Source organism: Streptomyces sp. NPDC001493 (genome assembly GCF_053597235.1).
The window spans coordinates 36,641-56,607 of the sequence record NZ_JBSFHV010000033.1 but is presented as its reverse complement, the minus strand read 5'-3'; the positions used below and the strand labels follow the sequence as shown (position 1 = coordinate 56,607).

General features: G+C 72.5%; 17 protein-coding genes. 10 read left to right on the top strand and 7 right to left on the bottom strand.

The window, feature by feature from the left end; genetic code table 11:
- Positions 1-7 precede the first annotated feature (7 nt).
- The 3 genes from ACWCWD_RS32800 to ACWCWD_RS32790 all read right to left on the bottom strand — a co-directional run bounded on the left by ACWCWD_RS32800 (position 8) and on the right by ACWCWD_RS32790 (position 3,169).
- Positions 8-1,348, bottom strand: coding sequence for a M20/M25/M40 family metallo-hydrolase (locus tag ACWCWD_RS32800; protein ID WP_450778573.1), 1,341 nt, complete (start codon positions 1,346-1,348; stop codon positions 8-10).
- A complete protein-coding gene (locus tag ACWCWD_RS32795; RefSeq protein ID WP_450778571.1) occupies positions 1,341-2,174 on the bottom strand; it encodes a M55 family metallopeptidase in 834 nt (277 codons plus the stop codon). The genes ACWCWD_RS32800 and ACWCWD_RS32795 overlap by 8 nt, the downstream gene beginning before the upstream one ends.
- 128 nt (positions 2,175-2,302) lie before the next feature.
- Complete coding sequence (locus tag ACWCWD_RS32790) at positions 2,303-3,169, bottom strand: metallophosphoesterase family protein (protein ID WP_450778569.1); 867 nt, start codon at positions 3,167-3,169, stop codon at positions 2,303-2,305.
- Between the two features lie 558 nt (positions 3,170-3,727).
- Between ACWCWD_RS32790 and ACWCWD_RS32785 the strand changes: the two genes are divergently transcribed.
- From ACWCWD_RS32785 to ACWCWD_RS32765, 5 genes are all read left to right on the top strand, one after another.
- Positions 3,728-5,080 (top strand): M64 family metallopeptidase, encoded by a 1,353-nt coding sequence (locus tag ACWCWD_RS32785; protein ID WP_450778567.1) that lies wholly within the window; start codon positions 3,728-3,730, stop codon positions 5,078-5,080.
- 496 nt (positions 5,081-5,576) lie between these two features.
- The gene (locus tag ACWCWD_RS32780) at positions 5,577-5,975 is read left to right on the top strand and encodes a hypothetical protein (RefSeq protein WP_450778565.1); all 399 of its coding nucleotides are present in this window, start codon (positions 5,577-5,579) and stop codon (positions 5,973-5,975) included.
- A 65-nt stretch (positions 5,976-6,040) separates the two neighbouring features.
- A complete protein-coding gene (locus ACWCWD_RS32775) occupies positions 6,041-6,493 on the top strand; it encodes a VOC family protein (RefSeq protein WP_450778563.1) in 453 nt (150 codons plus the stop codon).
- 124 nt (positions 6,494-6,617) lie between these two features.
- A complete protein-coding gene (locus ACWCWD_RS32770; RefSeq protein ID WP_450778561.1) occupies positions 6,618-7,700 on the top strand; it encodes a magnesium and cobalt transport protein CorA in 1,083 nt (360 codons plus the stop codon).
- A 153-nt stretch (positions 7,701-7,853) separates the two neighbouring features.
- Positions 7,854-8,312: a hypothetical protein gene (locus ACWCWD_RS32765; protein WP_450778559.1), complete on the top strand. Its 459-nt coding sequence runs from the start codon at positions 7,854-7,856 to the stop codon at positions 8,310-8,312.
- 103 nt (positions 8,313-8,415) lie between these two features.
- Here the strand turns inward: ACWCWD_RS32765 and ACWCWD_RS32760 are convergent, their stop codons facing one another.
- Positions 8,416-9,417, bottom strand: coding sequence for an aldo/keto reductase (locus ACWCWD_RS32760; RefSeq protein WP_450778557.1), 1,002 nt, complete (start codon positions 9,415-9,417; stop codon positions 8,416-8,418).
- A gap of 171 nt (positions 9,418-9,588) precedes the next feature.
- Between ACWCWD_RS32760 and ACWCWD_RS32755 the strand changes: the two genes are divergently transcribed.
- A complete protein-coding gene (locus ACWCWD_RS32755) occupies positions 9,589-10,515 on the top strand; it encodes a LysR family transcriptional regulator (RefSeq protein WP_450778555.1) in 927 nt (308 codons plus the stop codon).
- Between the two features lie 100 nt (positions 10,516-10,615).
- On the opposite strand, the gene ACWCWD_RS32750 is transcribed toward ACWCWD_RS32755, so the two are convergent.
- Both ACWCWD_RS32750 and ACWCWD_RS32745 read right to left on the bottom strand, forming a co-directional pair.
- A complete protein-coding gene (locus tag ACWCWD_RS32750; RefSeq protein WP_450778553.1) occupies positions 10,616-13,174 on the bottom strand; it encodes an MFS transporter in 2,559 nt (852 codons plus the stop codon).
- A 350-nt stretch (positions 13,175-13,524) separates the two neighbouring features.
- On the bottom strand, positions 13,525-13,977 hold the full coding sequence (locus tag ACWCWD_RS32745; RefSeq protein WP_450778551.1) for an SRPBCC family protein: 453 nt from the start codon (positions 13,975-13,977) through the stop codon (positions 13,525-13,527).
- A gap of 221 nt (positions 13,978-14,198) precedes the next feature.
- Here ACWCWD_RS32745 and ACWCWD_RS32740 point away from each other — a divergent pair, with 221 nt between their 5' ends.
- Positions 14,199-15,311 carry an Rv2578c family radical SAM protein gene (locus ACWCWD_RS32740; protein ID WP_450778549.1) on the top strand — a complete coding sequence of 371 codons (1,113 nt, stop codon included), beginning with the start codon at positions 14,199-14,201 and terminating at the stop codon, positions 15,309-15,311.
- A gap of 103 nt (positions 15,312-15,414) precedes the next feature.
- Here ACWCWD_RS32740 and ACWCWD_RS32735 read toward each other — a convergent pair whose 3' ends face one another.
- Entirely contained in the window at positions 15,415-16,836 is a 1,422-nt protein-coding gene (locus tag ACWCWD_RS32735) for an MFS transporter (protein ID WP_450778547.1), read from the bottom strand.
- Positions 16,837-17,032: 196 nt separating this feature from the next.
- Here ACWCWD_RS32735 and ACWCWD_RS32730 point away from each other — a divergent pair, with 196 nt between their 5' ends.
- The 3 genes from ACWCWD_RS32730 to ACWCWD_RS32720 all read left to right on the top strand — a co-directional run bounded on the left by ACWCWD_RS32730 (position 17,033) and on the right by ACWCWD_RS32720 (position 19,962).
- The gene (locus tag ACWCWD_RS32730; protein ID WP_450778544.1) at positions 17,033-17,371 is read left to right on the top strand and encodes an ArsR/SmtB family transcription factor; all 339 of its coding nucleotides are present in this window, start codon (positions 17,033-17,035) and stop codon (positions 17,369-17,371) included.
- Between the two features lie 306 nt (positions 17,372-17,677).
- A complete protein-coding gene (locus tag ACWCWD_RS32725; RefSeq protein WP_450778543.1) occupies positions 17,678-19,291 on the top strand; it encodes an alpha/beta hydrolase in 1,614 nt (537 codons plus the stop codon).
- A gap of 56 nt (positions 19,292-19,347) precedes the next feature.
- Positions 19,348-19,962: an N-acetyltransferase family protein gene (locus ACWCWD_RS32720; protein ID WP_450778541.1), complete on the top strand. Its 615-nt coding sequence runs from the start codon at positions 19,348-19,350 to the stop codon at positions 19,960-19,962.
- The last annotated feature ends 5 nt before the right edge of the window (positions 19,963-19,967 follow it).

Genomic DNA, 19,967 nt, shown 5'->3' with positions numbered 1-19,967 from the left:
GTCGTGGTCAGGCGCTGCGCAGGTAGTGGTCGAGGACGCGGACCCCGTAGTGCAGGGCGTCCACGGGAACGCGTTCGTCGACGCCGTGGAAGAGCGCCTGGTAGTCGAATCCGACCGGCAGCTTGAGCGGTGAGAAGCCGTAGCCGGTGATGCCGAGGCGGGAGAACTGCTTGGCGTCCGAGCCGCCCGACATGGAGTACGGGACGGCGTGCGCGCCGGGGTCGAAGAGCTCGACGGCGGCGCGCAGCTTGGCGAAGGTCGGCGAGTCCACGGGTGCGGTGAGCGGCACCTCGCGGTGGATGAACTCCCAGTCGACGCCCGGCCCGGTGAGCAGGTCCATGGTGGTGTGGAACTCGTCCTCGCCGCCCGGGACCACGCGTCCGTCGATGACGGCGGTGGCGTGGCCGGGGATGACGTTGACCTTGTATCCGGCGTCCAGCTGGGTCGGGTTGCTGCTGTTGCGGACGGTCGGCGCGAACAGGGCGGCGGCCGGGCCGAGCTTGCCGAGGAGTTCGTCGACGTCGAAACCGGGGGCGTCGAGGTCGACGGTGAGGCCGTGCAGCGCGGCGGTCTCGGTGAGCCCGGCCCGCACGGTCGGGGTGAGGCGGACGGGCCAGGTGTACTCGCCGATCCGGGTGACGGCTGCGGCCAGCCGGGTCACCGCGTTGTCGCGGTTGACCTTGGAGCCGTGGCCGGCCCTGCCGTGGGCGGTGAGCTTCAGCCAGCCCGTACCGCGCTCGCCCGCGGCGATCGGGTAGAGGGAGAGGCCGTCACCGGCGTGGAAGGTGAAGGCGCCGGACTCGCTGATGCCCTCGGTGCAGCCTTCGAAGAGGCCGGCGTGCCGGTCGGCGAGGAAGCCGGAGCCGTCGGCGGCGCTGGCCTCCTCGTCGGCGGTGTAGGCGATGACGATGTCGCGGCGGGGGCGGACGCCGGCGCGGGCCCAGCCGCGGACGACCGCGAGGATCATCGCGTCCATGTTCTTCATGTCGACGGCGCCGCGGCCCCAGACGACACCGTCGCGCACCTCGCCGGAGAAGGGGTGCACGGTCCAGTCGGCGGCCTCGGCGGGGACGACGTCGAGGTGGCCGTGGACGAGGAGGGCGTCGGCCGAGGGGTCGGTGCCCTCGATCCGCGCCACCACGTTGGTCCGGCCCGGGGTCCGCTCCAGCAGGACCGGTTCCAGGCCGATGTCCGCGAGGCGTTCGGCGACGTACTCGGCGGCCGGGCGTTCCTGGCAGGTGCCGTCGCCGCTGTTGGTGGTGTCGATCCGGATGAGCTCCGAGGTGAACGTCACCGACTCGTCGAGGGCCTGCTGGTCCACGGAATCGGGGGCGGGCGACTCAGCCATACTGTTCCTCCACTGCGGCCGACACGATCGTCGTGACCGCCTTGAACGTGCGGATCCCCTCGTACATCGTCGCGCTGGTGTAGGCGACGCGCCGTTCGCCGGTCTGGGCCACGCCGGGGACGACGGTGGCGGCGGAAGCCAGGTGCTCGGCGTCGAACTCCAGCTCCACGGCGTAGGTTTCCCCGGTGACGGGGTCGTACCGGACGGCGAGCGGCGCGGCCTCGGCGGCCGCGGCGCGGATGTCGGCGGCGGTACGGGCGGGGGTGCGGCAGACCGCCGCGTACCGGGACACGTAGTCCTTGACGGCGACCTTGCGGGCGTCGGGGGCGTACCCCTGCGCGTCCACGCAGGTGAGGTCGTCGCCGGTGACCAGCACGACCGGGACGCCGTACTCGGCGGCGACGTGCGCGTTGAGCAGTCCCTCGCTGGCGCGGGCGCCGTTCAGCCAGACGCCGGTGACCGAGTTGGCCAGGTAGGTGTGGGCGAGGACGCCCTCGGTGCCCGCGCCGGTGTGGTAGCCGACGAAGGCGACCGCGTCGACGTCCCCGTGCTGGATCCCCTCGACCATGGAGAGGGTCTTGTGCCGGCCGGTGATCATCTGGACGCGGTCGTCGAGCTGCTCCAGGAGGAGGTTGCGCATGCTCCAGTGGGCCTCGTTGACGAGCACCTCGTCGGCTCCGCCGTCGAAGAAACCGAGGGCCGCGGCGTTCACGTCCGAGGTGAACATCGGGCGGCAGCGCTCCCACTGGGGAGCGCCCGGCAGGACGTCGCCGGGCCAGGTCACGCCGGTCGCGCCCTCCATGTCGGCGCTGATGAGGATCTTCATGCGGCCATACGGTACGCGTCCGGGTCCGCGCCGACCATGCCATTGAGGGGAGCGTCACGTGGCGCCGGGCGGGACCGCGGCGTCGGTGACGGCCGGTCCGTTACGGGGCCGCCCGGGTCACCGCCGCGTCACCGTCCTCCCCGTACGGCCGGGACGGCCACCGGGCGGATGCGCCGGGGCGGCACGGTGCGGGGATGTCCGGGGCGCTTCCACTCGCGCGGGTAGCCGACGGAGACCTCCTCGAAGGGGACCCCGTCGTACACGGTGGACCGGGGGATGTGGAGGTGCCCGTAGACCATCGCGGCGACGGGGAAGCGGCGGTGCCAGTCGGCGGTCCGTTCGGTGCCGCACCACAGGGCGAACTCGGGGTAGCGCAGGACGTCCATGGGGGTACGGACGAGCGGGTAGTGGTTGACCAGGACGAGCGGCATGTCCGGGTCGAGCGCGCCGAGCCGCTCCTCGGTCAGGCGCACCCGCGCCTCGCACCAGGCGTGGCGGCTCTCGTACGGGTCCGGGTGGAGCAGGTACTCGTCGGTGCACACCACGCCCGCCTCGTGGGCGGCGGCCAGCGCGTCCTCACGGCTGAGCCCGGGGTGGGTGCGGAAGGTGTAGTCGTACAGCAGGAAGAGCGGGGCGACGGTCACGGGGCCCAGCGGACCCTGCCAGACCGGGTAGGGGTCCTCCGGCGTGACGATCCCGAGGCTCCGGCAGAGTTCCACGAGGTGGTCGTAGCGCTTGACCCCGCGCAGCTGCAGGGGGTCCTTCGGGGGCGTCCACAGCTCGTGGTTACCGGGTACCCAGACGACTTTGGCGAAGTTCGAGGCGAGGACGCCGAGGGCCCAGGCGATGTCCTCGGACATCTCGCCGACGTCCCCGGCGACCAGGAGCCAGTCCTCCTCCGTCTCCGGCCGGAGACCGGCGACGATCCGGCGGTTCTCCTCGTGGACCACGTGAAGGTCGCTGATGGCCAGGAGGTTGCCCGGATTCTGCGGCAAGTCGCTTCCTCTCGTCGGCCTCCGGGTGCGGAGGCGGTGCGTGCCGGTGCCGTGCACCGGTGGCCGGGTCCCCAGGGCCTTCCGTTCGGATCGGGCCGGAGTCGCGGGGCCGTGCCGCCTTCGAAGGCTGGCACGTCCGGTCGCCGGACCCAACCCCTGTCCGGCGTGTCGCGGGGTTCGAACGCCGCACGGGCGACGTGGACGAGTGGGGCGACGGCGCGACCGGTCTGCGCGCAGGCGTACGGGGCGACCGGTCTGCGCGGGGGCGACGGGGCGACCGGCCCGCGCGGGCGTACGGGGCGGCTCGGGAGATCACCCACACCACTCCGGACACATCGTCAACTTCCGCCCCTGGTCTTGCCAGAGCCCTCCGTAGGCCCTAGCTTCATCGCACCGTTAATCACATTTACCCACTGGCTTACGTACCGATTCGCGCGCTACGCCACCCCCGCAACGCACCGCGCCCCCACCCCCGCACGGCGCCTCCCCCCACCACCGCCCGCGCCACACCGCCCCCATCGCCGGAACGCGGGCCCGCCCCCCCACGAAGGAGATCCCGTGCGCCTACGCATGCGCGGAACCGCGATCGCCGCCGGACTGGTCCTCGCCGCCGCACTGTCCACCGCCACCGGTACGGCCGCGGCGGGCAGCGCTCCCGGCACCGCCCCGCAGCACGGATCCACCGTCCAGGCCGAGTACTTCCCCGACCCCGCGGGCGAGGGACACCGGGTTCAGGTGCCCGCGGTGTCGCCGTACGCGGCGGCTCCGGCCGCCTCCTCGGCGGCGCGCTCCACCGACTCCGCGACGGCCACGGACGGCGCGGTCACCGTCCTCTCCCAGACCGGCCCGAGCTCCGCCCGCATGGACGTGGCGATCATCGGCGACGGCTACACCGCCGACCAGCAGGCCGACTTCCTCGCCGACGCCCGCGCCCGATGGGCGGACGTCACCGCCATCGAGCCCTACCGGAGCTACGCCGGCCTGTTCAACGTATGGGCGGTCGGAGCCGTTTCGGCCGAATCGGGCATCTCCGGCGACCCCTCGGCGGACGTCGTGAAGAACACCGCCCTCGGCTCGTACTTCTGGTGCTCCGCCACCGAGCGGCTCATCTGCGCGGACCTCGCCAAGGTCAAGACCTACGCCGCCAAGGCCCCCGCGGCCGATCTCGTCGTCGTGGTCTCCAACTCGACGAAGTACGGCGGCGCGGGCTACTCGGGGCTCGGCTCCTCGTACGGCTTAGCCGGAGTCTCCACCCTCTCGTCCGACAACAGCCAGTCCAGCCTGATCGCCGCGCACGAGATAGGCCACTCCATCGGCCTGCTCGCCGACGAGTACACGTACGACACCTACGGCACGTACACCGGAGCCGAGCCCGTCGAACCCAACTCCACCGTCCGCACCGCCGCGCAGCTGACCTCCGCCCAGGCCAAGTGGTACCGCTGGCTCGGCGAGACCGACCCCTCGGGCGGCACCGTCGGTACGTACACGGGCAGTTCGTACTACCCGCAGGGCGTCTACCGACCGACCGCCGACTCCCTGATGCGGTCGCTCTCCACCACCCAGTTCAACCTGCCGGGCCGGGAGGCCATGATCAACGGCTTCTACCGGTACGCCTCCTCGCTCACCACGGCCGCCACCGCCACCACGGTGAGCCGTGGCCAGACGGTCACCGTGACCGTCGCCTCCCTGGCGGCGGGCCTCTCCCAGCTCGACCTGCGGTGGTACGTCGACGGCGCCGAGGCCACCCAGGCGCACGGCCTGACGAGCGTGGTGCCGCAGCAGCTCGGCGTCGCCTCGGACGGGCAGCCGCACACCCTTCAGGCGCGCGTCACGGACTCCACGGCCGCGCTGCGCGACCCGGCGGCCAAGACCGCCGCGACCGACACGCTGACCTGGTCGGTGGCCCCCTGATGTGCTGCGGGCGGCGCCCGGCAACGGCACCGCCCGCAGCACCGGCACCGGTTCGGCACCGGGCCGGTGACACCATGTGCTCCATGACGACGCACCCCGATTTTCACGTGCCGCGGGTCGCGGCGCTCCGAGCGGCCCTCGACCGGTCGGGCACGGTCTTCCGGCGGTTCGAGGAGCAGGACTCCGGCTGCGTCTCGTACGGAGTACTGCTGGCGTCCGGGCAACGCTGGTTCGTGAAAGGCGCTTCGACGCCCGCCGGGGTCACCTCCCTGCGACGGGCCGTCTCGTTCCACCAGCGGGTCTCGCACCCGGCCATCGTGCCCCTGGCGCACTCCTTCACCACGGACGACGGCCTGGTGCTGGTCCACCCGTGGATGAGTGGTGAGGTTCTCTACCACCCGACCCGCTCCCGCCAAGGCGGGCGGGCGGCTCCCGGCAGTCCGATGGCGCGGTTCAGGGATCAGCCGCTGCCCGGATCCACTCCGCGCTGGAGGCAGTGCTCTCCGCCCATCTGGCCGTGGAGGAAGCCGGATCGGTCGCGGTCGACCTCTACGACGGATGCATGCTGTACGACTTCGACCAGCACCGCATGATGCTGGTCGACCTGGACGAATACCGGCCCGGCCCCTTCGTCCTGGAGGCGGACCGGCTGCCCGGGTCCAAGCGCTTCATGGCCCCGGAGGAGTTCACCCGCGGAGCGCTGATCGACGTCCGGACCACCGTCTTCACTCTGGGACGGACCCTCCGCCTCCTCCTGGACGCGGGCGACGAGGAACAGCGGTGGCGGGGAACGCCCGGGCAGCTGGAGGTCGTCAGGACGGCGACGGCGACCGCACCGGAGCACCGGTTCCCGTCCGTCCGCGCACTCGCCGACGCCTGGCAGTCGGTGACCTGAGCCCGCACGGCCCGCCGGGGCTCGTGCGGGCGGCGCCGACCGCGCGGATGCGGGAGAGTGGAGGCATGGCACTGCACTGGAAGCTCGTCATCGACAGCAGGGACGCGCCGGTTCTCGCCGACTTCTGGGCCGCCGCGCTGGGCTACGAGGTGGAGGACCCGAGCCCGCTCGTCGCACGGCTGCTGGCCGCCGGACAGCTCGCGGAGGAGGCCGTCACCGAGCACGGCGGCCGCAAGACCTTCCGCGGCTACGCCGCGATCCGTCACCCCGACGACCCGTTCGACGAGACCAGCGGCGTGGGCGCCGGGCGGCGGCTGCTCTTCCAGGACGTTCCCGAGGAGAAGTCCGGCAAGAACCGCCTGCACGTCGACATCCACAGCGAACCCGGCGGCCTCGACCGGCTGGTCGACCGGCTGAAGGGCCTCGGCGCCACCCCGGTCCGCGAGGTCGACAAAGGACCGGCCGGACACTGGTGGATCATGCGGGACCCTGAGGGGAACGAATTCTGCGCGGCGTAGGGGCTGGCCGACCCTTCCCGCGCGCACTCCCTCCTCACCCCGGACCACGGTCGGCCTGGGAAAACGCACCGGTCAAGTGGCAAACTGACCGCGCGTATTCCATGCCGAGGGGGCCGCTGTGCCGATGATCCGTTCCATCCGCCGGGCGATGAGCCGTGCGATCCACCGCAAGGTCGACCTGAGCCACCCGGCCCGCTCCCCGCTCGGCAGTTCGGTCGTGAACTGCGTCTCGTACGAGGACGGCGTCCGGCAGCCCCTGACCGGTTCGCCGGAGGAGGCCCTGCGCCGGGTCCGGCGCTCCGGGCGCGGCTTCGTCTGGCTCGGCCTCCACGAGCCGGGACCGGAGGAACTCGCGCGCGTGGCCGCGCTGTTCGACCTCCACCCGGTGGCGGTGGAGAGCGCGCTCCGCGGGCACCAGCACCCCAAGGCGGAGCCGTACGGGAAGGGGCTGTTCGCGGTCTTCCGGACGTGCGGCTACGTCGACCACGAGCAGTTCACCGCCACCAGTGACGTGGTGGACACCGGTGAGCTGATGGTCTTCACCGGGGACGACTTCGTGATCACGGTGCGGCACGGCAGCCACGGTTCGCTCGGCCCGCTGCGCGAGGCCCTGGAGGCCGACCCGGACCGGCTGCGGCAGGGGCCGGCCGCCGTGCTGCACGCCGTGGCGGACCGGATGGTCGACGCGTACCTGGATGTCGCCGATGCCGTGCAGCGTGACATCGACGCGGTGGAGACCGCCGTGTTCAGCGTGGACGCCGGGCGCGGTGAGGCGGGCCGGATCTACCAGCTGAAGCGCGAACTGCTGGAGTTCAAGCGGGCGGTAGCCCCGCTCGACCGCCCGCTGCAGGCGCTCGCGACCCGTCCCCTGCCGACCGTACCGCCGGAGATACAGCCGTACTTCCGTGATGTCGCGGGTCATCTGAGCCGGCTGAACGAGCAGATGGCGTCCTTCGACTCCCTGCTCGACTCGGTGCTCCAGGCCCATCTCGCCCAGGTGACGGTCGGGCAGAACGAGGACATGCGCAAGATCACGGCGTGGGCCGCGATAGTCGCCGTACCGACGATGGTCTGCGGGATGTACGGCATGAACTTCTCGCACATGCCGGAGCTCCGGTGGACCTACGGATACCCGTTCGCACTGGGGCTGATGGCCCTGGCGTGCTTCGCGATCCACCGGGGCTTCCGGCGCAACGGCTGGCTCTGACCGTGGGTACCGGGCCGGAGGCACTGGACCGGATCGCGCTGGGCCGGATCGCGCTGGACCGGATCGCGCTGGACCGATGGCACCGGACCGGAGCCGTCGGGCGGCGGCCCCGGCGTCGTCCCGGCCCGCGACGCGGAACAGGTGGACGGTCAGGTGAGCAGTGACCTGCGACGTGCGGCCGTGGAGGCCCTCGGCGCACTCGGGCGGAGCGACGACTGGCGTGACCGGGCGGATGCCGGCGCCGGCCTGGCGGGATTCGCCGAGATGCCGGAGGCCCTCGGACCGTTGCTTGAGCTCCTGCTCGACCGGGGCGACACCTTCGTCACCCGGCACACCGCACAGGGCTTGCTCCGGCGACGGGACCGGGCGGGGCTGTCGGTCGTCGCGTCCGCGCTGGCGGTGGCCGGACCGAACACCAGCGACTGGATCCACACCGCGGTCGTCGACGTGTTCGGCGTCTTCGCCACGGACCATGCCGAGGCGCTACGACTCTGCGAGGAGCTGGTGCGGGAAGCCGACGAGCGCACCGCGCCGGGGGCCCGTCGCCTGCGCGAGTCCCTGGCGGAGATCGACCCCGTTCTCCGCTCTGTGCGGCACGAGGAGGCGTACTGAGGACCTCGGGCGGCCTTCCGTACGACCGGGCCCGACCCGCCCCGGATCGCCGACGCGGGTGCGTCGTCGCACGACGGGGCAAGTCGGGCCTGATCGCCTGACCTCAGGCGGCGTCGGCGCCCGTGAGGATGGACTCGATGAGGGCGAGCTCGTCGGCGTCGAAGTCCAGGTTGCGGCTGGCCTCCACGCTGTTCTCCAGCTGGGCGACGCTGCTGGCTCCCACCAGCGCCGAGGTGACGCGCCCGCCGCGCAGCACCCAGGAGAGCGCCAGCTGGGCCAGCGACTGGCCGCGCTCCTTGGCCACCGCGTCGAGGGCGCGGAGCTTCTCGACCAGCGCGGGGGTGACGGCGTCCGGGGTCAGGAACGGGCTGGAGCCCGCCGCCCGCGAGCCCTCCGGGATGCCGTCGAGGTAACGGTCGGACAGCATGCCCTGGGCGAGCGGCGAGTACGCGATGGAGCCGGCGCCGACCTCGTCCAGCGTGTCCAGGAGGCCGTCCTCCACCCAGCGGTCCAGCATCGAGTAGCGCGGCTGGTGGATGAGGAGCGGGGTGCCCAGGTCCTTGAGGATGGCCGCGGCCTCGCGGGTCTGCTCCGGCGAGTAGTTGGAGATGCCTGCGTAGAGCGCCCGGCCGGAGCGGACGGCGGTGTCGAGCGCCCCCATCGTCTCCTCCATCGGGGTGTCCGGATCGGGCCGGTGGGAGTAGAAGATGTCGACGTACTCCAGGCCGAGGCGCCCGAGGCTCTGGTCGAGCGAGGAGAGCAGGTACTTGCGGGAGCCCCACTCCCCGTACGGCCCCGGGCCCATCAGGTAGCCGGCCTTGGTGGAGATGATCAGCTCGTCGCGGAGCCCCACGAAGTCCGTGGCCAGCGAGCGGCCGAGGGTGGTCTCGGCGGAGCCGGGCGGCGGGCCGTAGTTGTTGGCCAGGTCGAAGTGGGTGACGCCGAGGTCGAACGCCCGGCGCAGGATGGCGGCCTGGGTGTCCGGCGTCCGGTCGCCACCGAAGTTGTGCCACAGGCCGAGGGAGAGCGCGGGCAGCAGCAGGCCGCTGCGTCCGGTGCGCCGGTAGGGCATGGCGGAGTAGCGGTCGGCGGACGGAAGGTACATACGAAAGGCTCCGCGAGGTCGGTTCTCGGACGAGGCACTCCGGTCCGGGGTGCCAGGGGGCTCCTCCGCGGCGGGTGTCCGCGCAAGAGGTCCGCCTCCCAGGCTGACGGAGAAAGATCCAGCAGTCCAACGGAAAATACCTCTGGGATTCATCATCTACATTGATCAATCATGGAACTGCGTCAGCTGGAGCACTTCGTCACCGTCGCGGAGGAGCAGCACTTCACCCGGGCCGCCGAGCGGCTCGCCGTCTCCCAGTCGGGTCTGTCGGCGTCCGTACGGGCGCTGGAGCAGGAGCTGCGGACGCCGCTGTTCAGCAGGACGACCCGGTCGGTACGGCTCACGGAGGCGGGGCGGGCGCTGCTGGTGGAGGCGGTGCGGACGCTCGCCGGGGCCCGCGCCGCCCGGGACGCGGTGGATGCCGTACGGGGGCTGCTGCGCGGCACGCTGACGGTGGGGGTCGAGCAGTGCGTGGCGGGGGTCAGCCCGGCGCGGCTGCTGGCGGCGTTCCACCGGGAGCACCCGCACATGGAGATCCGGCTCCGCCAGGAGGGCACGATGAGTCTGCTGGACGGGGTGGCGGACGGCCGCCTGGACCTGGCGTTCGCGGCGACGGTGAGCCCGGTGGAGTGGCGCGGGGAGCTGATTCCGCTGGCGACCGAGGAGATGGTGGTGCTGTGCGCCGCCGGGCACCGGTTCGCCGGGCTGCCCGGCGTCGAGTGGGGTGCGCTGCCCGAGGAGTCGTTCATCGACTTCCACCCGGACTGGGGCCCCCGGCGGGCCGCCGACGCGGCCTTCGCCACGGCCGGGGTGCGCCGGACGGTGGCCCTGGAGGTGAACGACGTGCACAGCCTGCTGGAGCTGGTCCAGGAGGGGCTGGGCATCGCGGTCGTCCCGCGCCACTTCGCGCGCAAGCCGGAGGCGGCCCGGCTGATCGCCCTGGACCTGGTGGCGCCGGAGGCGTCCGGCCCGGGGGCCGGGGCGCGGCCGGTGCGGTACGAGAGCGTGGTGGTGCTCCCGCCGCAGCGGGCGACGAGCCCGGGGGCGCGGGCGTTGGTGTCGCTGGTGACGTCGGCGCGGGAGCGGGGCGAGGAGTAGGTGGTGTCCGGCGGATCGAGGTCGACTCCGGCCGTGATCCGCCGGACACCACTTGGGCCGGGAGGCCCCACCACGCCCGCGCCGCGCCCGTCCCGGGCCGTCAGTCCTCGTGGCCGAGCTGGAGGTCGCGCTCGGTGCGCCCGCCGCCGGCGACCTGGAGCACGGTGGCCACCGGCGGGTAGCCGGCCGCGATCACGGTGTACTCGCCGGAGGAGAGGTCCACGAAGCGGAACGCGCCGTCCGGGCCGGTGGTGAGGGTCGCGACCACGTTGCCGGCGGCGTCGAGCAGGGTGACCCGGGCGTCCTCGACCAGCCGCCCGCCGGAGGCGCGCACGACTCCGCGCAGCACCGCGCCACCGGCCAGTTCGATGTCCTGGCGGGTCTCGCGGGCGGCCTGCACGCTCACCGGCAGGGCGGCGGGCCGGAAGGCGGCGGCGCTGGCGGCGAGGGTGTACTCGCCCGCGACCAGTTCCGCGATGGTGTAGCCGCCCTCGTGGCCGGTCCGGGTGGAGGCGACGACCTCGCCGCGTACGTCGGTGAGAGTGACGGCCGCCTCGCGGACCGGGGCGCCGTCCGGGGTGAGGACCCGGCCGGTGAGGCGTCCGGCGCCGCCGAGCACGATGTCGAGGGAGACGGGCCGTTCGCCGACGGTGACGCTGACGGCCTGCGGCTGGTGCCCTCCGGCCGCGGCGATCAGGACGTACGAACCTGAGCCGGGCACGCTCAGCGCGTACCGCCCGTCGCCGTCGCTGGCGCCCCGGCCCACCTGGTGTCCCTGGACGTCGATGAGGGTGAGCGCGGCCCGGGGCACCGTGGTCCCGTCCTGGTGCTGGACCCGGCCGCGTACCGGCACCCCGGCGACGTGGGCGACCACGACGGGCGCGGTCGCGGGTACGGGAACGGTGACGGTGACGGCGGCCGGGACACCACCGGCGTCGGGGACGGTGCGGGCGGCGGGGATCTCGGCGGGCTCGGCGGCGGCTTCGGGGCTGTGGTGGGACACCAGCGGTTTCTCCTTGAGGAAGAAGGCGAGGACGAGACCGGTCAGCAGGACCGGAACCAGGTAGAGGAAAATCCGCGGCATCGCGTCCACGTACGCCTGGATGTACGCGTCGCGCAGCGCCGGTTCCAGCGTGCGGATCAGCTGCGGGGTGACGGACTTCGCGTCGGGCAGACCGGCGCCCGAGGGCAGACGGACCGCAAGCGCGTCCGCGAGGCGTCCGGCGAAGAGCGTCCCGAAGATCGCCGCCCCGACGCTGCCGCCGATCTGCCGGAAGTAGTTGTTGGCGCTGGTGGCGGTGCCGAGGTCGGTGGGGCGTACCGAGTTCTGCACCGCGAGCACCAGCACCGGCATGACGAGGCCGATCCCGATGCCGAGCACGGCCTGGGCGAGGCTGTACTCCAGCCGGGAGGTGCCGAGTTCGAGCCGGGAGAGCAGCCACATGCCGACCGCCGAGAGGGCGCTGCCGACGATCGGGTGGACCCGGTAGCGGCCCGAGCGGGAGATCATCTGTCCGGAGACGACGGAGGCGCCCACGATGCCGCCCATCATCGGAAGCATGAGCAGCCCCGACTCGGTGGCGCTCACACCGTCGACCATCTGGAGGTAGGTGGGCAGGTAGCTCGCCGCTCCGAACAGCGCCACGCCGATGACGGCACCGACCAGTCCGCTGACGTTGAAGACGGAATCGCGGAAGAGCCGCAACGGAATGATCGGTTCTGCTGCGCGGGCCTCGACGGCGACGAAGAGCACCGCGGTGACGACCGCTCCGACGGCGAGCAGCACGATGGTCCGCGATCCCCAGGCGTACTCGGTCCCGCCCCAGCTGGTCAGCAGGACCAGGCAGGTGGAGGCGACGGCGAGCAGCGCGGCGCCCAGCACGTCGAGTTTCGGGCGGACCTTGGGCCGGGGGAGCTTGAGCACGACGGCGATGACGGCGAGGGTCGCCAGTCCGAACGGCACGTTGATGTAGAAGCACCAGCGCCAGGAGACGTGGTCGGTGAAGAACCCGCCGAGGAGCGGCCCCGCCACGGACGCCAGCCCGAAGACCGCGCCGATGAGGCCCATGTACCGGCCCCGCTGCCGGGGCGGCACGATGTCGGCGATGATCGCCTGGACGCCGATCATCAGCCCGCCCCCGCCGACGCCCTGGAGGGCACGGAAGGCGATCAGCTGGTCCATGGTGCGCGACCAGCCGGCGAGGGCGGAGCCGACGACGAACACGATGATCGCGAACTGGAAGACGCCCTTGCGGCCGAAGAGGTCGCCGAGCTTGCCGTAGAGCGGCAGCACGATCGTGGACGCCAGCAGATAGGCGGTGACCGCCCAGGACATCTTGTCGAGCCCGTGCAGCTCGCCGACGATCTTCGGCAGGGCGGTGGCGACGATCATCTGGTCGAGGGCCGCGAGCAGCAGCGTGAGCATCAGCCCGAGGAAGACCGTGCGGACCTGACGGGCGTTCACCTCACCCTCGGCCACCGCCGGTTCAGGCGGCCCGGGCGCCTCGGACGCCCGGCGGCCGGGCGGCGGCCCGGCCTGTACGGGCAGCTCCTCGGTCGGGGTGTCGTCCGGCGGGATCAGGGGCGGGCCACCCGCCCGGTCCTCCCGGTCCCCCGACCCGTCCGGCCCGCCTTCGACCAGCGTGCTGCCACCCACCACGGAACGCTCCCCTCGTCGCACTGCGCCGCACATTTCTCGCATCAGGCGGGAAGGCGGGGCAAACGACTTCGAGGGGCGTGGACGGCGTGCGCGGAGGCGTATCCGCCGGTGGGAGCGGGGTGGGGCGCAGAACAGGTTGCCCTGGAAAACCACTCGTTCCGGTGAGGCGTCCGACGCGCCGAGTGCCGGGCGTCGTACGGGGAACGGGACCGTCACGTCATACGGGGAGCGCCGCTCGGGACCGCCGCACGGGGACCGCCGTACGGGACCCCCGCACAGAAAATGTCGTACGGGGAACGGGGACCGGCGCGCGGACGGTGGCGGGTGGATCCACCGTCCGGCGACGGGTACTACTTCGTGGTCTTCTCGACCTCGGTGGCGAGGTTCTGGAGCAGCTCGTCGTAGATGCGGGCGAGCCCCTTGGGGGCGAAGGTGCGCTCGAAGAACCCTCCGATGCCGCCCGCGCCGTTCCAGACGGTGGAGACGACGGCCTTGGAGCGGCCCTCACCGGCGGGGGTGACGGTCCAGGTGGTGACCATCGAGGAGTTGCGGTCCTTCTCGACCAGCTGACCGTCGGTCGGCTCGGTCACCTCCAGGAGGCAGTCGCGCACCCGCTTGCTCGTGGCCTGGAGCTTCCAGTGGACGAGGGTGCCCTCACCGTCGCCGCCCTCGCGGACCTCGTACTCGCTGAAGTGCCCGGGCAGCACCTTGCCCCGCACCTCCTTGTAGTCGGCCAGCGCGTCGAACACCGTCTCCGCGTCCGCCGCGATGGTCCGCTCCGTCGTGGCTTCGACCTGCGCCATGGCTGTTCCTCCAGCATTCGGTTGATGAAAGACCCTGGCTGAGCCAACCACCCCGGGAGGGTCCGCTCAAAATCGGGCCCGTGAACCTCCGGCCAGACCATGCCCTCCAAAACCGGCCACGAGCTGGCCCGAAGTCGTCCCGACACTCGCCGGAAGGGCGCTCCGCACGATCAAGGGAACATATGTTCTATTGTCGGAATCGAGCCACCGAGGAGGTGCCGATGCGCTGGGACCATCTGGTCGAGCACTCCGAGAACACTGCGAACACCACGGACGCCGAAGCCACCACGGGCACGGACGCCGGGCGGACGGCTGCGGGCGGGCCGCGGGCCGCCGCTCTCTTCGCCGCCGACGCGGTCACCAGCCGCACCTTCGACACCCCTGAGTTCTCCGGGATGACCTTCCACGAGATCCGCGCCCGCTCGCTCGTGAACCGGGTGCCGGGGGCCTCCCGGATGCCGTTCGAGTGGACACTCAACCCCTACCGGGGCTGCAGTCACGCGTGCGTGTACTGCTTCGCCCGCAAGACGCACAGCTATCTGGACCTGGACACCGGGGCCGGTTTCGACTCGCAGATCGTCGTCAAGATCAACGCGGTGGAACTGCTCCGGCGCGAACTGGCCTCACCGCGCTGGCGCGGGGACCACCTCGCGATGGGCACCAACGTCGACTGTTACCAGCGCGCGGAAGGCCGGTACCGCCTGATGCCGGGGATCATCGGCGCCCTGCGCGACCACGCCAACCCCTTCTCGATCCTGACCAAGGGCACCCTGATCCTGCGCGATCTGGACCTGCTGCGGCAGGCCGCCGAGGTGACCGAGGTCGGCGTCTCCGTCTCGGTGGGGTTCGTCGACCGCGAGCTGTGGCGCACGGTGGAACCCGGCACCCCGGCCCCCCTGCGCCGGCTGGAGGCCGTTCGCACCCTGACGGATGCGGGCATCGGGTGCGCGGTCCTCATGGCCCCCGTCATCCCGTTCCTCGGCGACAGCCCCGACCAGCTGCGGGCCACGGTCCGGGCCGTCGCCGAGGCGGGCGCCACCTCGGTGACCCCGCTCGTGCTCCACCTGCGGCCGGGCGCCCGGGAGTGGTTCATGGCGTGGCTGGGCCGCCACCACCCGCACCTCGTCGCACGGTACGAACGGATGTACGCGGGCGGTTCGTACGCACCGCACTGGTACCAGCGGCAGATCACCCGGCAGGTGCACGAGATCGCCGCCGAGTTCGGCATCGGCCCGCCCACCCGGGGCGCCGCCCGGCGGATCACCCCGCCCGCACCGCCGGCCGGTGGCACGACCGGGACGGCTCCGGGCCACACCCAGCTCACACTTCTCTGAGGCGGGATCCGCCGACGCCTCGTGTCCGGATCACGCGGGGCTCGCGGGGCCCCGGCGTGGTGTGACGCCGACCGTACGGGCCGCTCCGGGCGGCTGCATGCCCTCAGGCGGCGGCTGCCTCACGGCGTTCGGACCGCACGATCAGGCGCCAGGCCGCGACCGCCGCGGCGACGTACGCGACGCCCACCAGCAGGAAGCAGACCGCCGGCCCCCGGTTCCAGTCCGGCACGGCGGCGAGCACCACGCTCATGGCGGCGATGCCCACCAGGGTCCCGATCTGCCGGTTGGCGTTGAGGACGGATCCGGCCACGTTGGCGTTCTCGGGCCCGGCGGAGTCCACGAGCGCCGCGGTCATCCCCGGAGAGATGACGCCCGCGCCGATGTTGGCGGTACCTACGGCCACGGCCACGATCCAGTAGGGCGTCGAGGCGGAGATACCGGTCATGGCCAGCGACGCGACGCCGGCGACCACGAGGAAGAGCGTGAGCAGCGCCCCGTTGGAGAAGCGTGCGGAGACGCGCGCGTAGACGAGGTTGGCCAGGGGGAACCAGACCGTCATGGGCAGCAGCTCCAGACCGGCTTCGAGCGGACCGGCCCCCCGGGAGTGCTGCAGATAGAGCGCGAGCATGAACATGCTGCCGTAGAGCGCGAAGTTGAAGAGGAACCCGACCAGATTCGCCCCGGAGAAACTCGGCCGGCGAAAGAGCCCCCACGGCATGACCGGATGCTCGGCCCGCCGCTCTCGCGCCACCAGCGCCCCGCCCGAGACCACGAGCAGGGCGTACGCGGCCAGCAGCGCTCCGGCACCCCAGCCGAGGCGCGGGCCCTCGATGAGCGCGAAGCTGAGCGCGGCGAGTGCCACGATCCACAGGACGTGGCCGGGGACGGCCAGCCGGACGGGGTGGACCTCGGCCGCGGTGACGCAGCGCATGGTCAACAGGATGCCGACGACACCGATGGGCAGGTTGAGGAGGAAGATGCTCTGCCACCCGAACGCGCCGACCAGCAGCCCGCCGACGCTCGGCCCGAGCCCCGCCGAGGTGGCCACGATCGCCGACCACAGGCCGAGCACGCGGGTCCGTTCCCGCTTCTCCGGGAACGAGAGCACCAGCAGCGAGAGCGAGCTCGGCATGAAGAGGGCCGCACCCGCACCCTGCACGAGGCGTGCGGCGACCAGTACGGCGGCATCCGGTGCGAGCGCGCAGCCGAGCGAGCCGACGAAGAAGACGGCCATGCCCCACAGGTAGACGGTCTTCGCACCGAGGCGGTTCGCGAGGCCACCGCCCAGCAGGAGCAGCGAACCGAAGACCAGCACGTAGCCGTCGACGATCCACGTCAGCTCGGACAACGAAGCGTGCAGGTCCTCCTGGATCGCGGCGCCGGCGACATTGACCACGGTCACGTCCAGTGCCGCCATGACGAAGCCGGTGGCGAGGGCGGTTAACCGCAGCCCGGGCGACGCTCCCGGCCGCGCGGGCGCGGCTCCGGTACGGGGTGGCAGGAAGTCGGTTCCGGTCTTGGACATCGTTCTCTCCTCCGGTGGACGCGGCGGGCGAAGACCCGGCCGCGTCGGTCGAGAACGCGGCGCGGGTTCTCCCGGGCTCACGGGAATCAGTATGTCGATGACTGTCAAACTTCACCAGCATCAAACTTGATAATGGTCGAACTTCCGCGTTGTCATAGGATGAGCTGCCGCGTTCGAACCGAGGAGGCCCGGCCACGTGACCGCACAGACGGACGAGCGCATCGCCGACCACGTAGCCGCCGAGGACATGACGCTCCAAGACGTGCTGGAGGCGCTGGTCGACCCGGTACGGCGCAGCATCGTCCGGCAACTCGCCGTCTCGGAGCGGGACATGGCGTGCGGGACCTTCGACATCGACGTCACGAGATCCACCAGCAGCCACCACTTCAAGGTTCTGCGTCGCGCCGGCCTCATCCGGCAGCACTACGAGGGCACGACGAAGCTGAACACCCTGCGCCGCGCGGACCTGGACCGCGCCTTCCCCGGCCTCCTCGACGCGGTCATCGAGGCGGCACTCCGCGAGACCGGGCGTTAGGCGGCGTCCGGCACCGAGACCCGGGCGTCAGACGGCGTCCGGCGTCCGGTGCCAGACCGGGCATCAGACGGCGTCCGGCACCGAGATCCGAGCGTCAGACGGCGCGTCCGGACCGGACACCACCCGGCCGCCCCGGCCATGATCCGCCGGACACCACCCAGGGGGCCCCGAGCCCGGCGTGACGCCGACCGGCCGCCCGTACGGGTCAACTCCGGCACCGCCGTGTCCCTCCGCCGCCGATCGCGGGGAGCATCCGGCCGAGGCTGCGCTCTCGTGCAGCCGCGATCCCTCGCCCCGGGAGGCCGTATGACGAACCGTGCAAAGAACCTGGTTGCCGCTGCCGCGGTGGTCGCCGGTCTGGTGAACGCCGTGCCCGCTCCGGCGACAGCCGACACCGGAGCCGCGCCCGCGCCCGCGCCGCTGAAGTGGACCTCGTGCGCCACGGACGCCCGGCCGACGCTCCAGTGCGCCACGGTCCGGGCGCCACTCGACCACGACCACCCCGACGACCGGCAGGTCACGCTCGCGCTGACCCGTGTCCCGCACACCGCGAAGGCCTTCCAGGGGCCGCTGCTGGTCAACCCGGGCGGCCCCGGCGGCAGCGGGCTGAACCTGGCCGGGTTCGTGGCCACCGCCCTGCCCGCGAAGGTCGCCGCCCAGTACGACGTGATCGGCTTCGACCCGCGCGGCGTCGGGAGGAGCACCCCGAAACTCGACTGCGCGCCGGGGTACTTCAGGCCGGTGCGCCCCGCGTCGGTCCCCTCGTCCGCTGCCGCCGAGCGGGCGGTCCGCGACCGGGCCGCCTCGTTCGCCGAATCCTGCGGAAGCAAGTACGGCGACCTGCTGCCGTACATGGACACCGTGAGCGCCACCCACGACCTGGACACGATCCGCGAAGCCCTCGGCGCGCGGCGGATCAACTACCTCGGCTACTCCTACGGCACCTACCTCGGCGCGGTCTACGCCCAGCTCCACCCGGACCGGGTGCGGCGGTTCGTGCTCGACTCCGTCGTCGACCCCGAGGGCGTCTGGTACGCGGACAACATCGCCCAGGACTACGCGTTCGACGCCCGCCACAAGGCCTTCGCCGCCTGGGTCGCGAAGAACGACGCCACGTACCGCCTCGGCACGGACCCCGACGCGGTCGAGGCCGCCTGGTACCGGATGCGGGCGGCGGTCGCCGAGAAGCCGGCCGGCGGCAAGGTCGGGCCCGGGGAGCTGGAGGACACCTTCCTGCCCGGGGGCTACTACAACGGCTACTGGCCGGCCCTCGCCGAGGCGTTCGCCTCGTACGTGAACGACGCCGACGGGACGGCGCTGCTCGCCGCCTGGGAACGGTTCGGCGACACCGGCGACGACAGCAACGGCTACTCCGTCTACACCGCGGTCCAGTGCCGCGACGCCGCCTGGCCCCGGGACTGGAGCACCTGGCGCAACGACGCGCGGGACGTGGCCTCGAAGGCTCCCTTCATCACCTGGAACAACGCCTGGTACAACGCGCCGTGCGCGAGCTGGCCGGTGGAGCCGCTCAGCCCCGTCCGGATCTCCAACGACGCGGTGCCGCCGATGCTGCTCTTCCAGGCGACCGAGGACGCGGCCACCCCGTACGCGGGGGGACTGAGCATGCACCGCAGCATCAAGGGCTCCCGGCTGGTGGTGGAGGAGGGCGGCGGGAACCACGGCATCACCCTGAGCGGCAACACCTGCCTCGACACCTATCTGTCGGAGTACCTCGGGACCGGCGCCGTACCGACCGGGACCGGCCGCGGGGACGCGGACGCGGTCTGCACGGCCCGCCCGGACCCGGAGCCACGGCCCGCCGGGAAGGCGTCGCGTGCGAAGGACAGCGCGAAGGACGGTAAGACCGCCTCGGGCTCCGGCGGCGGAGCCCTGCACGGGCTGCTCGGCTTCCGGGGCTGACCGGCACGCGGGCCCGGGCCGGACGGGCGGGCGGGGTGTGGTCCACGATGGCCGTCATGACGACACAGCACGCCCCGGCGCCCACCCCTGCGCCCGCCCCGGGCCCGCATCTGCGCGAGATGACCGACGAGGACTGCGGGGCCGTCGCGGCGATCCGGGTGCGCGGCTGGCAGTCCGCGTACCGGGGGCTGATGCCGCAGGCGTACCTGGACGCGATGGACGTCGGCCGGCAGACGGCGACCCTGCGCGAGCGGCTCGCCGGGGGTGGCGCGGTGAACCTGGTGGCGGTGGCCGGTCCTCCGGGGGCGCCCGGTCCGCCGGAACCGGAGGTCGTGGGCTGGGCCTGCTACGGCGCCTACCGCGAGGACGACGGAAGCCGGAGCGAGGGCGGCGAGTTGTACGCGATCTACGTGCGGCCCGACCGCACGGGGGCCGGGACGGGCGGCGCGCTCCTCGCCGAGGTCATGGTCCGGGCGGCCGCGGACGGGTTCCCGACGCTGGCACTGTGGGTGCTGCGGGAGAACACCGGGGCGCGCCGCTTCTACGAGCGCGCGGGGTTCGCTCCGGACGGGGCGGAGGAGGACTTCGAGGCGGGCGGGCTGATGGTTCCCGAGGTCAGATACGTCCGGGAGCTCGGCACGCGGCCGGCCGGCCGTACGTCTCCCGGCTGACCGTC

What these genes read in the sequence shown, in the direction of transcription:
- ACWCWD_RS32800 (WP_450778573.1), bottom strand. Translation starts at nt 1,348, where the DNA reads ATGGCTGAGTCGCCCGCCCCCGATTCCGTGGACCAGCAGGCCCTCGAC.
- ACWCWD_RS32795 (WP_450778571.1), bottom strand. Translation starts at nt 2,174, where the DNA reads ATGAAGATCCTCATCAGCGCCGACATGGAGGGCGCGACCGGCGTGACC.
- ACWCWD_RS32775 (WP_450778563.1), top strand. Translation starts at nt 6,041, where the DNA reads ATGGCACTGCACTGGAAGCTCGTCATCGACAGCAGGGACGCGCCGGTT.
- ACWCWD_RS32770 (WP_450778561.1), top strand. Translation starts at nt 6,618, where the DNA reads ATGATCCGTTCCATCCGCCGGGCGATGAGCCGTGCGATCCACCGCAAG.
- ACWCWD_RS32760 (WP_450778557.1), bottom strand. Translation starts at nt 9,417, where the DNA reads ATGTACCTTCCGTCCGCCGACCGCTACTCCGCCATGCCCTACCGGCGC.
- ACWCWD_RS32755 (WP_450778555.1), top strand. Translation starts at nt 9,589, where the DNA reads ATGGAACTGCGTCAGCTGGAGCACTTCGTCACCGTCGCGGAGGAGCAG.
- ACWCWD_RS32745 (WP_450778551.1), bottom strand. Translation starts at nt 13,977, where the DNA reads ATGGCGCAGGTCGAAGCCACGACGGAGCGGACCATCGCGGCGGACGCG.
- ACWCWD_RS32740 (WP_450778549.1), top strand. Translation starts at nt 14,199, where the DNA reads ATGCGCTGGGACCATCTGGTCGAGCACTCCGAGAACACTGCGAACACC.
- ACWCWD_RS32735 (WP_450778547.1), bottom strand. Translation starts at nt 16,836, where the DNA reads ATGTCCAAGACCGGAACCGACTTCCTGCCACCCCGTACCGGAGCCGCG.
- ACWCWD_RS32725 (WP_450778543.1), top strand. Translation starts at nt 17,678, where the DNA reads ATGACGAACCGTGCAAAGAACCTGGTTGCCGCTGCCGCGGTGGTCGCC.
- ACWCWD_RS32720 (WP_450778541.1), top strand. Translation starts at nt 19,348, where the DNA reads ATGACGACACAGCACGCCCCGGCGCCCACCCCTGCGCCCGCCCCGGGC.